The 13,982-nt window shown below is 70.5% G+C and carries 15 protein-coding genes; 5 read left to right on the top strand and 10 right to left on the bottom strand.

The window, feature by feature from the left end:
- On the bottom strand, window positions 1-522 hold the full coding sequence (gene dut / locus JHN63_RS10235; protein WP_200678980.1) for a dUTP diphosphatase: 522 nt from the start codon (window positions 520-522) through the stop codon (window positions 1-3).
- Window positions 519-1,103: a PaaI family thioesterase gene (locus JHN63_RS10230; protein WP_200678979.1), complete on the bottom strand. Its 585-nt coding sequence runs from the start codon at window positions 1,101-1,103 to the stop codon at window positions 519-521. Before JHN63_RS10230 ends, dut begins: the two co-directional genes overlap by 4 nt.
- Window positions 1,104-1,161: 58 nt before the next feature.
- Here JHN63_RS10230 and JHN63_RS10225 point away from each other — a divergent pair, with 58 nt between their 5' ends.
- A complete protein-coding gene (locus tag JHN63_RS10225; RefSeq protein WP_200678978.1) occupies window positions 1,162-1,626 on the top strand; it encodes a DUF3093 domain-containing protein in 465 nt (154 codons plus the stop codon).
- 7 nt (window positions 1,627-1,633) lie between these two features.
- On the opposite strand, the gene JHN63_RS10220 is transcribed toward JHN63_RS10225, so the two are convergent.
- The 4 genes from JHN63_RS10220 to JHN63_RS10205 all read right to left on the bottom strand — a co-directional run bounded on the left by JHN63_RS10220 (window position 1,634) and on the right by JHN63_RS10205 (window position 5,165).
- A complete protein-coding gene (locus JHN63_RS10220; protein ID WP_200678977.1) occupies window positions 1,634-2,551 on the bottom strand; it encodes a hypothetical protein in 918 nt (305 codons plus the stop codon).
- A 13-nt stretch (window positions 2,552-2,564) separates the two neighbouring features.
- On the bottom strand, window positions 2,565-2,861 hold the full coding sequence (locus JHN63_RS10215; protein ID WP_005481602.1) for a DUF4193 domain-containing protein: 297 nt from the start codon (window positions 2,859-2,861) through the stop codon (window positions 2,565-2,567).
- A 393-nt stretch (window positions 2,862-3,254) separates the two neighbouring features.
- Window positions 3,255-4,505 (bottom strand): HAMP domain-containing sensor histidine kinase, encoded by a 1,251-nt coding sequence (locus JHN63_RS10210; protein ID WP_200678976.1) that lies wholly within the window; start codon window positions 4,503-4,505, stop codon window positions 3,255-3,257.
- A gap of 6 nt (window positions 4,506-4,511) precedes the next feature.
- On the bottom strand, window positions 4,512-5,165 hold the full coding sequence (locus tag JHN63_RS10205) for a response regulator transcription factor (protein WP_010983842.1): 654 nt from the start codon (window positions 5,163-5,165) through the stop codon (window positions 4,512-4,514).
- 414 nt (window positions 5,166-5,579) lie between these two features.
- Here JHN63_RS10205 and JHN63_RS10200 point away from each other — a divergent pair, with 414 nt between their 5' ends.
- Window positions 5,580-5,753 carry a hypothetical protein gene (locus JHN63_RS10200; RefSeq protein ID WP_019061061.1) on the top strand — a complete coding sequence of 58 codons (174 nt, stop codon included), beginning with the start codon at window positions 5,580-5,582 and terminating at the stop codon, window positions 5,751-5,753.
- A 236-nt stretch (window positions 5,754-5,989) separates the two neighbouring features.
- On the opposite strand, the gene JHN63_RS10195 is transcribed toward JHN63_RS10200, so the two are convergent.
- Window positions 5,990-6,805, bottom strand: a complete 816-nt coding sequence (locus tag JHN63_RS10195; protein ID WP_200678975.1) for an inositol monophosphatase family protein — start codon at window positions 6,803-6,805, stop codon at window positions 5,990-5,992.
- An 8-nt stretch (window positions 6,806-6,813) separates the two neighbouring features.
- Window positions 6,814-7,941, bottom strand: coding sequence for a ferrochelatase (locus tag JHN63_RS10190; protein WP_200678974.1), 1,128 nt, complete (start codon window positions 7,939-7,941; stop codon window positions 6,814-6,816).
- A gap of 227 nt (window positions 7,942-8,168) precedes the next feature.
- Here JHN63_RS10190 and JHN63_RS10185 point away from each other — a divergent pair, with 227 nt between their 5' ends.
- A complete protein-coding gene (locus JHN63_RS10185; protein WP_200678973.1) occupies window positions 8,169-9,413 on the top strand; it encodes an MFS transporter in 1,245 nt (414 codons plus the stop codon).
- Entirely contained in the window at window positions 9,373-10,692 is a 1,320-nt protein-coding gene (locus tag JHN63_RS10180) for a D-arabinono-1,4-lactone oxidase (protein ID WP_200678972.1), read from the top strand. Before JHN63_RS10185 ends, JHN63_RS10180 begins: the two co-directional genes overlap by 41 nt.
- Here JHN63_RS10180 and JHN63_RS10175 read toward each other — a convergent pair.
- Window positions 10,616-11,350: a hypothetical protein gene (locus JHN63_RS10175; RefSeq protein ID WP_200678971.1), complete on the bottom strand. Its 735-nt coding sequence runs from the start codon at window positions 11,348-11,350 to the stop codon at window positions 10,616-10,618. The genes JHN63_RS10180 and JHN63_RS10175 overlap by 77 nt on opposite strands.
- Window positions 11,351-11,821: 471 nt before the next feature.
- On the opposite strand from JHN63_RS10175, the gene sepH reads away from it, so the two are divergent.
- A complete protein-coding gene (gene sepH / locus JHN63_RS10170) occupies window positions 11,822-12,847 on the top strand; it encodes a septation protein SepH (protein WP_200678969.1) in 1,026 nt (341 codons plus the stop codon).
- A 96-nt stretch (window positions 12,848-12,943) separates the two neighbouring features.
- On the opposite strand, the gene JHN63_RS10165 is transcribed toward sepH, so the two are convergent.
- Window positions 12,944-13,795, bottom strand: coding sequence for a sulfurtransferase (locus JHN63_RS10165; protein WP_200678967.1), 852 nt, complete (start codon window positions 13,793-13,795; stop codon window positions 12,944-12,946).
- Between the last annotated feature and the right edge of the window lie 187 nt (window positions 13,796-13,982).

Raw genomic sequence — 13,982 nt, 5'->3', positions numbered from 1 at the left:
TCACTGTCCTTCCCGGTCGGATACGACCGAAGCGTATCGATTCCCACCCGTAGTGCCGCCCACGGCGGCGTGACCGCCGGTGGACCCGAAGCCCCCCTCGGCCCGCGCCGAACCGGGAAGCTCCGCCACCTCCTGGAAGCGGACCCTCTCGACCTGCTGGACGACCAGTTGGGCGATCCGGTCGAAGCGCTCGAACCGTACCGACTCGTACGGGTCGAGATTCACCACGATCACCTTGATCTCCCCACGGTACCCGGCATCAACCGTCCCTGGGGCATTCACGAGGGCGACACCGCAGCGGGCGGCGAGCCCCGAACGAGGGTGCACGAAAGCTGCGTACCCCTCCGGGAGCGCGACAGACACCCCCGTGGGCAGCACGGCCCGCTCCCCCGGCTTCAGTTCCCGGCTCTCGGTGGTCCGCAGATCGGCTCCCGCGTCACCGGGGTGCTCGTACGACGGAAGCGGTACGTCGGGGTCGACGCGCCGGATCAGTACGTCCAGGGGACTGCGGGCACTGCTCACGGGTTCACCTCGAAGGCACGGGTACGCCGGACCTGGTCCGGGTCGTCCATGGCGGCCCGGATCTCCTGCGGGCGGCCGTTGTCGATGAAGTGGTCGACCTTGACCTCGATGAAGAGGGCGTCGGCGCGCACGGCCACGGGCCCGTCGGGAGCGCCGATGCGTCCGGTGGCCGTCGAGTAGATCTTCCGGCCTGCCACGGCCGTCACCTCGGCCTCCAGGTACAGCACGGTGTCCACGGGCACCGGCCGGACGAAGTCGGTCTCCAGGCGGCCGGTCACCGCGATCGTCCGCAGCAGCCAGTTCAGCGAGCCGAGGGTCTCGTCCAGCGCGCTGGCGAGCACTCCGCCGTGCGCGAGGCCCGGGGCGCCCTGGTGGGCGGCCCGCACGGTGAACTCGGCGGTGACGGTGACGCCCTCACCGGCCCGCGCCTCCAGGTGCAGCCCGTGCGGCTGGTCGCCGCCACACCCGAAACACTGTTCGTAGTGCGCACCGAGCAGCTCACCCGGCGCGGGCGCGTCAGGGTGCCGCACCGGTTTCAGGGCGTCGGACGGAGGCTTAAGAGCTGGAGAAGTACCACTCACAGCCGCAGACCTTACCCGCGCGTCGGTGGCTTCCGGACACCGTGCCAAGCTTGGCACCATGCAGCTTTCCGCCTCCCCCTACGACGAGCGCCTGACCGCACCCCGTTCGTGGTGGTTCATCTCGTTCCTGGTGGGCGTCTCCTTCGCCCTGATCATGCTGCCCTTCGGCACGCTGCCGCTGCTCGGCGGCCTGGTCGGCGGCACCGCGGCGGCATCCGTCATGGCCAGCGCCTACGGCTCGCTCCGCATCCGGATCGTGGGCGACCAACTGATCGCGGGCGAGGCGAAGATCCCGGTGACGGCCCTGGGCGAGGCGGAGGTCCTGGACCCGGAGGAGGCCCGCGCCTGGCGCACCTACAAGGCCGACACCCGCGCGTTCCTGCTGCTGCGCTCCTACATCCCGCGGGCGCTGCGCGTCGAGGTCACCGACCCGGACGACCCGACGCCGTACCTGTATCTGTCGACCCGTGAGCCGGAGCGGCTGGCGGAGGCCCTGAAGAGCGCCCGCGCGGCAGCCGCCTAGACCCTTTTCAGCGACCGAGTTCCTTCGGGATCTCACCCATCCGGAGCGGGTCCGGCGGGGTCTCCAGCGGCGGCAGTTCGGGCAGCGCGTCCCACGGGACCTGGGCCTTGCGCAGGTCCTTGCGGATGCGCTCGGCGAGTTTCCTGGTGTCCCGGCGGTTCATGACCGCTCCGACGGCGGCGCCGACCATGAAGGGCATCAGGTTCGGCAGGTCGCGGACCATGCGTTTCATGATCTGCTGGCGCAGTTCGCGCTTCATGTGGCCGTTCAGCGCGGCGCTCATGGTCGACGGCTTGGTCACGTCGATACCGCGCTCTCCGGACCAGGAGTTCAGATACGCGACGCTGCGCTGCCGGAGGTCGCCGGGCGGACGGACGCCGTAGACCTCGTACAGCTCGGCGATCAGCTTCAGCTCGATCGCGGCCACGCCGGTGATCTCGGCCGCCAGTTCGGTGGGCATGGCCGGGGGTACGGGCAGCATCGCCGCGGCGCCGATGCCCGCGCCGACGGTCGACGTCGCGTTCGCCGCGCCCGCCACCAGTCTGTCGGCGAGCTGCTCGGGGGCGAGGCCCGGGAACTGCCGCCGAAGCGCCTCGAGGTCCCGTACGGGGATCCGCGGGGCGATGTCGATGATCCGGTCGGCGAGGTACGCCAGACCGGCCCTGGCCCGGCTGCCGCCCTTACGGACGCCTTCCTTGGCCTTGTCCCGGATGACCGCCACCCGCCGTTTGGCGACGGGGGCGGCTGCGGGAACGTCGGCGGGCACCGGGAGGTCAGCCCGGTCGGCCGCCGGTTCGAGCGAGGCTGATCCCTGTTCGGATGAGCCCCGCTCGTCGTCACGCGCGCCATGAGGACCGTCTGTCGGCCCTTCGTCCGCTCCCGGCCGGCGGGAGCGGCGCTTCCAGGGTGGGGTCGAGCCAGTCACGGCCGACCCCGCCTCAGTCGCAGTCGCGGCAGATCGGCTGGCCGTTCTTCTCGCGGGCCAGCTGGCTGCGGTGGTGCACCAGGAAGCAGCTCATGCAAGTGAACTCGTCCTGCTGCTTGGGCAGCACCCGGACGGCCAGCTCTTCGTTCGAGAGGTCCGCTCCGGGCAGTTCGAGGCCCTCGGCCGCCTCGAATTCGTCGACGTCCACTGCGGAAGTCGACTTGTCGTTCCTACGCGCCTTGAGCTCTTCAAGGCTGTCCGAGTCGACGTCGTCGTCGGTCTTGCGTGGGGTGTCGTAATCCGTTGCCATGTCGCTCTCCCCCTCTGGGTGTCTGCGGTGTCTCCAGCGCACGTAACGCGTGAGAGGCCGGACTTGTGCCCGACCTGAGGCGGAGATTTTGCCTCACATCAAGGTCTGTTACTCAATCGACACCCAACCGGACCCCTCAAGAGTGATCGGCTTGGATGGCGAAGGGGACCGTACACGGTCCCAATGCCGCTCTTCAAAGGCACCTCATCGTGTACTTCCCGTGATCAAGACCCCCGAAAACCCGGATTTTCCCGGCTTTCCGACAGGGTGCATGATCACGGAGAGTAGAAGGCCCGAAAATCGCGCTTGTGATCGATCACACACGGGAATGCCGGAGAAGCGGCCAGAAAATTCCGCGCAAAGCGAACATCCTCGTGTGTCGGCGACATGATCTCAGATGGGCAGGGTGACTCGCATCACGAGTCCACCCCCCTCGCGCGGCTGGGCCGAGATATGGCCACCGTGCGCCCGCGCCACGGACCGCGCGATCGACAGCCCCAGGCCCACCCCCTTGTCGCTGCCCGTCCGCTCCGTACGCAGCCGTCTGAAGGGCTCGAAGAGGTTGTCGATCTCGTACGCCGGGACCACCGGACCCGTGTTCGAGACGACCAGCACCGCATGGCCGTGCTGGACCTCGGTGGTGACCTCGACCCAGCCGTCCTCCGGCACGTTGTAGCGCACCGCGTTCTGCACCAGGTTCAGGGCGATCCGCTCCAGCAGGACGCCGTTGCCCTGGACGACCGCGGGTTTCTGCTCGCCGCGGATCACCACGCCCTTGGCGGCCGCCTCGGCGTGCACCTGGTCGACGGCCTGCTCGGCGACCTCGGCGAGGTCCACGGGCTTGCGCTCGACGATCTGGTTGTCGCTGCGGGCCAGCAGCAGCAGACCCTCCACGAGCTGCTCGCTGCGCTCATTGGTGGCCAGCAGCGTCTTGCCGAGCTGCTGCAGCTCCATCGGGGCGCCCGGATCGGACAGATGCACTTCCAGGAGCGTGCGGTTGATCGCGAGCGGTGTGCGCAGTTCGTGCGAGGCGTTGCCTACGAAGCGCTGCTGTGCGGTGAAGGCTCGCTGCAGCCGCTCCAGCATCTCGTCGAAGGTGTCCGCGAGTTCCTTCAGCTCGTCGTCCGGGCCGTCCAGCTCGATCCGGCGGGACAGGTCCGAGCCGGCCACCGCGCGGGCGGTACGGGTGATCCGGCCGAGCGGGGACAGCACCCGGCCCGCCATCGCGTACCCGAAGGCGAAGGCGATGATGGCCAGCCCCAGCAGGGCCAGCAGCGAGCGGCTGAGGAGGTTGTCCAGGGCGGCCTGCCGCTGGTGGTCGATGCACTCGCTGATCGCGGCGTTGAACTGGCCCAGTGGGATGTTGCTCGCGTTGTTCACCGCGGAGCAGCTGTCGCTGGTGACCTTGATCGACTCGCCGTCGACGATCTTGAACAGTGGTTCGTTGCCCGTGTTCAGCGCCTGCGCGGCGAGCAGGTAGATGATCGACAGCAGCAGGATGCCGGCGATCAGGAACATGCCGCCGTACAGCAGCGTGAGCCTTATGCGGATGGTGGGACGCAGCCAGGGGAACGGCGGTTCGGGCCTTCTGGGGTCCCAGGTGGGCTTCGGGGGCGCCTGGGGAGGCGCGGGGGTCGTGGCCACAGTGGATCAGATCCGGTATCCGGAACCGGGGACGGTGACGATGACCGGGGGCTCACCGAGCTTGCGGCGCAGCGTCATGACCGTCACGCGCACCACGTTGGTGAACGGGTCCGTGTTCTCGTCCCAGGCCTTCTCCAGGAGCTGCTCCGCGGAGACGACGGCGCCCTCGCTGCGCAGCAGCACCTCCAGGACGGCGAACTCCTTGGGCGCCAGCTGGACTTCCTTGCCGTCGCGGAACACCTCGCGGCGGTTCGGGTCCAGCTTGATGCCCGCGCGCTCCAGGACGGGCGGCAGCGGCACGCTGGTGCGCCGGCCGAGGGCACGCACGCGTGCCGTCAGCTCGCTGAACGCGAAGGGCTTGGGCAGATAGTCGTCGGCGCCGATCTCCAGGCCCTCGACACGGTCGCTGACGTCGCCGGACGCGGTGAGCATCAGCACACGGGTGGGCATGCCGAGCTCGACGATCTTGCGGCAGACGTCGTCGCCGTGCACGAGCGGGAGGTCGCGGTCGAGAACGACCACGTCGTAGTCGTTGACGCCGATGCGCTCCAGGGCGGCCGCACCGTCGTACACGACGTCGACGGCCATGGCCTCCCGGCGCAGTCCGGTGGCCACCGCATCGGCGAGCAGTTGCTCGTCCTCGACGACGAGTACGCGCACGTCGCTTGTCCTTCCTCTGTCCACCCGCGTAGCGCGCCTGGGCGCACGCGGGCAGGGTCTTCGTGGCTGTGTGACCTCCATCCTGCCCTTTTCGGCCATAAGTCGGCTGTAAGGCGGCTCGGCGCGAGATGAAGGTCAGGTGTGAGGCCCGGGAATGCGGGATTTTCTCGGTGGGTTGAGGTTTCCACGGAAGGGAGCGGGGGGAGGACGGCTTTACACCCCGCGATCACGCTCTGCACGTGGCAAGCCACCTTGTGGTACGTCCAACCGCTTCCGCAGAGCGGGCGTGGGTGTCCGGCACCGTCGCCGCCCAGCCAGGGCAGCGCTGGGCACCCCATCCGCAGACGTGATCGCCCCTTCCCACGGCACACCCCCGTGCCACCCGACCCACGACCCAGGACGAGGGGGCGCAGCATGGACGCATTCACCGCAGGACTTCTGCAGCGCATAAGGGCGACCGAGACCGACCTGACGCGGGCTCGTGACGAGGGCGACGACTTCCTCGTCGAGGTGGAACAGGCCGAGCTCGACGACCTGCGCCGCCTGGCCGCCGACCACGGTGTGGAGGTCGGCGCGACGAGCGTCTGATCAGTGCAGCCAGCAGGACAGCGGGACCCCGGCGAATCCAGCGCCGGGGTCCCGCTGCTTTCGTTCCTTCACTTCGGGGGAGCTGCGCCGGAGTTGAGTCGGTGCCACGTAGGTGGGCCGGTGTTGATCAGGCACCCACGCGCGCACATCTTTGGGCTCGGTCGCCCGCGTGGGGACAGTGGGACTTGGTGGGCCCTCGCCGTCGGTCTCTGCTTTCGCCGTTGATTTCGTGGGCGTCAGTCGTGCCAGGCGCCGAAGTCCTCCAGGAGGCGTTGGAGGGGTTCGAAGACGCCCGGGGTGCCCGCGATCGCCAGATCGCGTGCGGGGCGCTCTCCGGGGCGTCCACCGGTCAACGCGCCCGCCTCTCGGGCGATCAGGTCCCCCGCGCCGAGGTCCCACGGGTTCAACCCCCGCTCGTAGAAGCCGTCCAGGCGCCCCGCGGCCACATCGCACAGGTCGACCGCCGCCGAGCCGCCCCGCCGGATGTCACGCAGCAGCGGGATCAACTTCTGGGCCACATCGGCCTGATGGGCACGGACCTCGGTGACGTAGTTGAAGCCGGTCGAGATCAACGCCTGCTCCAGGGGCGGCGCGGGACGGCACGCGAGCCTGCGTTCGCCCTCCCACGCGCCCGTGGCCCACGCTCCGCCGCCGAGCACCGCGTGGAACGTCTCGCCGCGCATCGGGACCGCGACGACCCCGGCGACGGTCTCGCCGTGCAGCTCGGCCGCGATGGAGACGGACCAAGTGGGCAGTCCGTAGAGGTAGTTGACCGTGCCGTCGAGCGGGTCGATGACCCAGCGGACCCCGCTGGTACCCGTGACGGAGGCGCCCTCCTCGCCCAGGAAGCCGTCGTCCGGGCGTTGTTCGGAGATCAGGTCGGTGATCAGCTTCTCGGCCGCGATGTCCATCTCGGTGACGACGTCGATGGGGCTGGACTTGGTGGCGGCGACCGCGAGGTCGGCCGGACGGCCGTCCCGCAGCAGGGCGCCGGCCTTGTGGGCGGCCTCCTGGGCGAGTGCGAGCAGTTCCTGGTGCAGGGGGTCGGTCACGGCACTCCTCAGGCGTAGGGGCTGTCGGCGCCCGCGGCGGCGGGACGCGGGGCGCGGGCCGGGCAGCAGCCCACCGGGCAGAGGTTGTGGCTCGCTCCGAGGGCGCCCAGGGCGCAGGGCGAGACCTGCCGTCCGCTCTCGACGGCGGCGCGCTCCAGGACCAGCTCGCGGACCGCGGCGGCGAAGCGCGGATCGGCGCCCACGGTGGCCGACCGGCGTACGGGCAGGCCCAGTTCCTCGGCCTTTGCCTTGGCCTCCGTATCGAGGTCGTAGAGGACCTCCATGTGGTCGGAGACGAAGCCGATGGGTGCCATGACGACCGCGGGGACGCCGGCCGCGTGGCGCTCCTCCAGGTGGTCGCAGATGTCGGGCTCCAGCCACGGGATGTGCGGGGCGCCGGAGCGGGACTGGTAGACGAGCTGCCAGGGGTGGTCGATTCCGGTGCGCTCGCGGACGGCGTCGGCGATCAGCCGGGCCACGTCCAGGTGCTCCTCGACGTACGCCCCGCCGTCTCCGTGGTCCTCGGCCGGGCCGGAGCCGTCCGCGGCGGCGGTCGGGATGGAGTGGGTCGAGAAGGCGAGGTGCGCGCCGTCCCGGACGTCCTCGGGGAGGTCGGCGAGGGAGGCGACGACCCCGTCGAGCATCGGCTCCAGGAAGCCGGGGTGGTTGAAGTAGTGGCGCAGCTTGTCGACCTCGGGGAGGTCGAGGCCTTCGGCCTGGAGGGCGGCCAGGGAGTCGGCGAGGTTCTCCCGGTACTGGCGGCAGCCCGAGTACGAGGCGTAGGCGCTGGTGGCGAGGACCAGGATGCGGCGGCGGCCGTCGGCGACCATCTCGCGCAGGGTGTCCGTGAGGTACGGGGCCCAGTTGCGGTTGCCCCAGTAGACCGGCAGGTCCAGGCCGTGGTCCGCGAAGTCCTTGCGGAGGGCGTCCAGGAGGGCGCGGTTCTGGTCGTTGATCGGGCTGACCCCGCCGAACAGGAAGTAGTGCTGCCCCACTTCCTTGAGGCGTTCCTTGGGGATGCCTCGCCCACGCGTCACGTTCTCCAGGAACGGAACCACGTCGTCCGGGCCTTCGGGGCCGCCGAACGAGAGCAGGAGCAGGGCGTCGTAGGGGGTGGCATCGAGCACGTCTGGCATGTGTTCGATCCTGCCACCCGCCACTGACAGGCGGGAAACGGCGGGGTGTCGGCCGGGATTCCAGCACCCTTCCGGGCGCGGGATCCCGGCGCCCCTCCTGGCGGGTGCATCGGGGTCGACCTGCTCGTAAGCTGTATCAGCCGCATTCGCACCTTACTGAGCCGCCACCGCATCGCCACCCGCAGCACCGCCGAGCCGCCACCGCGCCTTTCCGACCGGAGACCCCCGTGCCCAGCCCCTATCGCGCCCTGTTCGCCGCACCCGGCTCCAAGGGCTTCTCCGCCGCGGGGTTCCTCGGCCGTATGCCGCTGTCGATGATGGGCATCGGCGTGGTCACGATGATCTCCCAGATCAACGGGCGCTACGGGCTCGCGGGCGCCCTGTCGGCCACCATCGCGCTGGCCGCCGCCGCGATCGGGCCGCGGATCTCGCGCTGGGTGGACCAGTACGGGCAGCGGCGGGTGCTGCGTCCGGCGACGTTCGTCGCGCTGGCCGCGGCGGCCGGGCTGCTGCTGGCCGCCCGCTTCGAGTGGCCGGACTGGGTGCTTTTCGCGTGCGCCGCCGGCATCGGATCGGTGCCGAGCCTGGGGGCGATGGTCCGCGCGCGCTGGGCGGCCGTGTACCGGGGCACCCCGCAACTGCACACCGCGTACTCCCTGGAGTCCGTGGTCGACGAGGTGTGCTTCATCTTCGGGCCGATCATCTCCATCGGACTGTCCACGGCGTGGTTCCCGGAGGCCGGTCCTCTGCTGGCCGCCTGCTTCCTGGCGGTCGGTGTCTTCTGGCTGACCGCCCAGCGTGCCACCGAGCCCGCGCCGCACCCGCGCGTGCGGGGCGTCGAGGGCGGCGGTTCGGCGCTGCGGGCGGCCGGTCTCCAGGTGCTGGTGGCCACCTTCGTGGCGACCGGGGCGATCTTCGGGGCGGTCGATGTCGTCACCGTCGCGTTCGCCGACGAGCAGGGCCACAAGGGCGGTGCCAGCGTGGTGCTCGCCCTGTACGCGGCGGGCTCCTGCGCGGCGGGCGTCGTCTTCGGGCTGCTGCGCTTCCGGGGAGCCCCCGAACGTCGGTGGCTGCTGGGCATATGCGCGATGGCCGTGAGTATGATCCCCCTCCTACTGGTCGGAAACTTGACGCTTCTGGCCGTGGCGCTGTTCCTTGCGGGCCTGTCCATCGCACCCACGATGATCACGACGATGTCCCTCATAGAAGAGCACGTACCTCGCGCGAAGCTCACCGAGGGCATGACCTGGGTGAGCACCGGCCTGGCGGTCGGGGTCGCGCTCGGCTCCTCCGTCGCCGGCTGGGTGATCGACGCAGCCGACGCGCGTGCCGGGTACGGGGTGCCGGTCGTCGCCGGTGCCGTCGCGGTCGCGGTGGGTTTCCTCGGGTACCGCCGGCTCAGCAGACCGGCGCCGGGTCGTGGAGGCACCGTTGAGCACCACAGCGAGCGCGAAGAACGGCACGTGGCGTAACTGGGGCGGCACGGTCGCGTCCCGTCCCGCGCGGGAGGTCACGCCCGCCTCCGTCGAGGAACTGGCCGCGGCCGTACGGAGGGCCGGTGAGGACGGCCTGACGGTGAAGGCCGTCGGCTCCGGGCACTCCTTCACGTCCATCGCGGCCACGGACGGTGTGTTGATCCGTCCTCAACTGTTGACCGGCATCCGCAACATTGATCGCGATGCCTTGACGGTCACGGTCGAGGCGGGCACCCCGCTCAAGAGACTCAACATGGCTCTCGCGCGCGAGGGTCTGTCGCTCACGAACATGGGCGACATCATGGAGCAGACGGTCTCGGGCGCGATCAGCACCGGAACGCACGGCACCGGCCGTGAGTCGGCGTCGATAGCCGCCCAGATCAGGGCACTTGAGCTGGTCACGGCGGACGGCTCGGTGCTCACCTGCTCCGAGAAGGAGAACCCGGATGTGTTCGCGGCCGCCCGGATAGGCCTCGGCGCCCTGGGCGTCGTCACGGCGATCACGTTCGCCGTGGAACCGGTCTTCCTGCTCACGGCCCGCGAGGAGCCGATGACCTTCGACGAGGTCACCGGACGCTTCGACGAACTCTGGGCGGAGAACGAGCACTTCGAGTTCTACTGGTTCCCGCACACCGGCAGCACCAACACCAAGCGCAACAACCGCAGCGCCGGCCCGGAGCAACCCGTGAGGCCGGTCGCCGGCTGGTTCGAGGACGAGTTCCTCTCCAACGGCGTGTTCCAGGTGGCCCAGTGGGTCGGCCGCGCGGTGCCGGGGACGGTGCCCACGATCGCGCAGGTCTCCAGCAAGGCACTGTCCGCGCGGACCTACACCGACATCCCGTACAAGGTCTTCACCTCTCCCCGGCGGGTGCGTTTCGTGGAGATGGAGTACGCCGTACCGCGCGAGGCCGTCGTCGAGACCCTGCGCGAGCTGAGGACCATGGTCGACCGCTCGGACCTGAGGATCAGCTTCCCCGTAGAGGTGCGCACCGCCCCCGCCGACGACATCACGCTCTCCACGGCCTCCGGGCGCGACAGCGCGTACATCGCCGTCCACATGTTCAAGGGCACGCCCTACCAGGCGTACTTCACCGCCGCCGAGCGCATCCTCACCGCGCACGAGGGCCGGCCGCACTGGGGCAAGGTGCACACCCGGGACGCCGACTACTTCGCCGGTGTCTACCCGCGCTTCGGCGAGTTCACGGCGCTGCGGGATCGGCTGGATCCTGATCGCCGGTTCCAGAACGACTACTTGCGGAGGGTGCTGGGTCAGTAGCCGACGCGCTCGGCGTGGGGGTCGGCGTACCGTCGCCGTCCGAAGCGCTGGGCGTCGGGGTCGGACTCGACGTCGTACCACCGCCGTTGGACGGTGCACCATCGTCGGTCGAACCGGATGACGTCTCCGGGTCGGCCGACGAGCCGTTCGGGGAGCCGGACGGGGAAGCGGCCGGACTCGGGCCGTCGTCACCGGACCTCGAGGACGAGGTCGCGTCGTGTCCGGTGACGGCGGCGCTGACCGTGGTCCCCCTGCCGCCGCTGAAGCTGTCGCCGGACACCAGCTCGTACACGGTGATCCCGGTCATGGTGACCCCGAAGACGAGGGCCGCGGCGAGCACCGGGCGCTTCCAACTGCCCACCCGCGCGCGGTAGACGGTGCCCTCGGTGAACTCCCCCGGGCGCGCGGGCGCCTGCTCCGGCTCCTTGGACGTGACGGTGGCCTCCCGGAGCTGTGCGCCGGTCCGGCTGAAGAAGTGCTGGAAGACGGAGCCTCCGGAGGTGGCTATCGCGCTCACGACGCCGGCGCCGAGGATCGTGCCGTAGACCCCGAAGTAGGAGGCGAGTTTGGCGGCCACCACCGCCGCCACCGCGCTGCCGGCGACTTGAGGGACGCTCAGATCGATCCGCTTCTTGCTGACATCGGGCCTTGCACGCATTCCGGGACCTAGCCTCGCTTTCTCGCACCTGATCAACTATCTGTACGACAAAGGGACGTACGGCCGAAACCGATAGTTCCGTTTCCGGCTATTGCGTGAAGTACGCCACTTTCAAGATCGACCGAACCCCGCTCCAGGCCGCCAAGTCCCGCCCCCCACAAGAAGTTGGGCGGCGTGCCAATCCACGCACGTGGTCCAAATGGAGTACTGTTGCGAGCCCTGGGTCAGGCCTCCCGCCAGGGCGTCCGCGGCCTTATTGGACCGCCCCGAAGGGGCCAGTTGCACAGGGTGACGCAGTTGGTCACTTAGCGTTGCGAATAGGTAACCGTGCCATAACGGCGAGTCCGGGCCCGTGCCCGACACGCCGGGCAACTCGGCAAGGTTGTGGCAGGCTGCACCCGGGCAGGCCACACTCGACTAGCGGAAGCAGCGACGCACGTGACGTCGGCAGGCACCACCCGGGAGGTCCCCATGCCCGAACTGCGTGTCGTGGCCGTCTCTAACGACGGCACACGGCTGGTGCTGAAGGCTGCGGACAGCACGGAGTACACGCTTCCGATTGATGAGCGTCTGCGCGCCGCGGTCCGCGGCGACCGTCCCCGCCTCGGCCAGATCGAGATCGAGGTGGAGAGCCATCTCCGCCCCCGAGACATTCAGGCACGCATACGTGCCGGCGCCTCTGCCGAAGAGGTCGCTCAGCTCGCCGGTATCCCCGTCGACCGGGTGCGCCGCTTCGAGGGCCCCGTCCTCGCGGAGCGCGCCTTCATGGCCGAGCGGGCCCGGAAGACTCCCGTCCGCCGCCCCGGCGAGAACGCGGGACCCCAGCTCGGCGAGGCCGTCCAGGAGCGCCTGACGCTGCGCGGTGCCGAGAAGGACACCGTCCAGTGGGACTCCTGGCGCCGCGACGACGGCACCTGGGAGGTCCTGCTGGTCTACCGGGTCGCGGGCGAACCGCACTCGGCGAGCTGGACGTACGACCCGCCCCGGCGGCTCGTCCAGGCCGTCGACGACGAGGCGCGCTCGCTGATCGGCGAGTCGGACGACCTCTCCGCCGCCCCGGAGCCCAGCTTCCCGTTCGTGCCGCGGATCGCCCGGCTGCCCCGCGACCGCCCGCTGGACCGTGCCCTGGAGCGCCCGGAGCGGCCCGCGCTGCCGTCGCCCGAGCCGGTCGAGGAGAGCGAGCGCGACTCGCTGACCAGCCTCCTGGAGGCGGTGCCGAGCTTCCGCGGCGACATGGTGGTCCCCGAGCGCCCCTCGGAGCCCCCGGAGGAGCCCGCCGTCGAACCGGAGGCGGAGGAGCCCCCGGCACCCGCCGCCTCGGCCGGTTCGGCCTACGCGGACGTCCTCATGCCCCGTTCCGTCGGCGCCCACCGCGACCGGCTCATCGGCTCGACCGACCGCCAGGCCGAGGCGGACGGCGTCCGTCCGGGCCGTAGAGCGGCCGTTCCGAGCTGGGACGAGATCGTGTTCGGGACGCGAAGGAAGAAGCAGGACTAGCAGGACAGTTGCTCGTACGGGAGGGCCCGCAACCGGTTCGGTTGCGGGCCCTCCCGTACGACTGCTGCCGGAGCGGCCACCATGGAGATACGGCCGCTACTGCGGGTCGGGGCCGACGGCGACCGGTCGGTCCGGGTCCGAGGACCACTCCGACCAGGAGCCGACGTAGAGCGCTGCCGGGATGCCCGCGACCGCCAGCGCCAGCACCTCGTGGGCGCCCGAGACGCCGGAGCCGCAGTACACGCCGACGTCCGCGCCTTCCGTGGCGCCCAACGACTTGAAGCGGGCGGTGAGTTCCTCCGCCGGGAGGAAGCGGCCGTCCGCGCCCACGTTCTCGTTGGTCGGCGCGGACAGCGCGCCCGGGATGTGGCCGCCCACCCGGTCGATCGGCTCCACCTCGCCCCGGTACCGCTCCCCCGCGCGGGCGTCGAACAGGACCCCGTCGCGGGCGAGCGCGGCGGCTCCGTCCGCGTCCAGGAGAGCCACGGCGCCCGGTTCCGGCGTGAAGTCGCCCTCGGCCGGCGTGGGTGCGATCGTCTCCGGAGACCCCTCCCAGGAGGGAAGGCCGCCGTCGAGCACCCGCACGTCCGGGTGACCCGTCCAGCGCAACAGCCACCACGCGCGTGCCGCCGCCCAGCCCTGGCCGCCGTCGTACACAACCACCGGTCGGCCGGTCGAGACGCCCGCGCGGCGCATCGCGGCGCCGAAGCGCTCGGTGTCGGGGAGGGGGTGGCGGCCGTTGCTGCCGGGAGCCGAGGCGAGTTCCTGATCGAGGTCTACGTAGACGGCGCCCGGGATGTGACCGGCCGCGTACTCGGCGCGGCCGTCGAAGGACGGCTCACCTGCGGCCTTCTGGACGCTGAGCTGCCAGCGGACGTCGAGCAGGACCGGCGGGTTCGTCCCGGCGAGTTCGCTCGCCAGTTCGGATGCGGAGATGATGGCGTTCATGGCCACCATCCTTGCGCAAGGGGTGGCCGCCGCGTCCAGGTCCGACTACTCTGCTCGGCCGGACAGCCTCGATCACGAGGCGTACGGGAACGAGCACATGCTGTACAGCCGATGGACACCCCTCGGCAATCGCCCGGAAACGGACGAGTGGCCGCAGATCGACCATCCTCTCCACGTGAGCCGCCCG

Origin of the sequence: Streptomyces sp. MBT65, assembly GCF_016612545.1 — a bacterium.
In the GTDB taxonomy this organism is placed as follows: Bacteria; Actinomycetota; Actinomycetes; order Streptomycetales; family Streptomycetaceae; genus Streptomyces.
The sequence above is the reverse complement of the archived record's forward strand: the minus strand, read 5'-3'. Positions and strand labels throughout refer to the sequence as shown.

Bases quoted from the DNA above. Each gene is read 5' to 3' on its own strand.
- JHN63_RS10215 (WP_005481602.1), bottom strand. From the start codon at position 2,861: ATGGCAACGGATTACGACACCCCACGCAAGACCGACGACGACGTCGAC.
- JHN63_RS10225 (WP_200678978.1), top strand. From the start codon at position 1,162: ATGCAGCTTTCCGCCTCCCCCTACGACGAGCGCCTGACCGCACCCCGT.
- JHN63_RS10165 (WP_200678967.1), bottom strand. From the start codon at position 13,795: ATGAACGCCATCATCTCCGCATCCGAACTGGCGAGCGAACTCGCCGGG.
- JHN63_RS10190 (WP_200678974.1), bottom strand. From the start codon at position 7,941: ATGCCAGACGTGCTCGATGCCACCCCCTACGACGCCCTGCTCCTGCTC.
- JHN63_RS10175 (WP_200678971.1), bottom strand. From the start codon at position 11,350: ATGCGTGCAAGGCCCGATGTCAGCAAGAAGCGGATCGATCTGAGCGTC.
- sepH (WP_200678969.1), top strand. From the start codon at position 11,822: ATGCCCGAACTGCGTGTCGTGGCCGTCTCTAACGACGGCACACGGCTG.
- JHN63_RS10200 (WP_019061061.1), top strand. From the start codon at position 5,580: ATGGACGCATTCACCGCAGGACTTCTGCAGCGCATAAGGGCGACCGAG.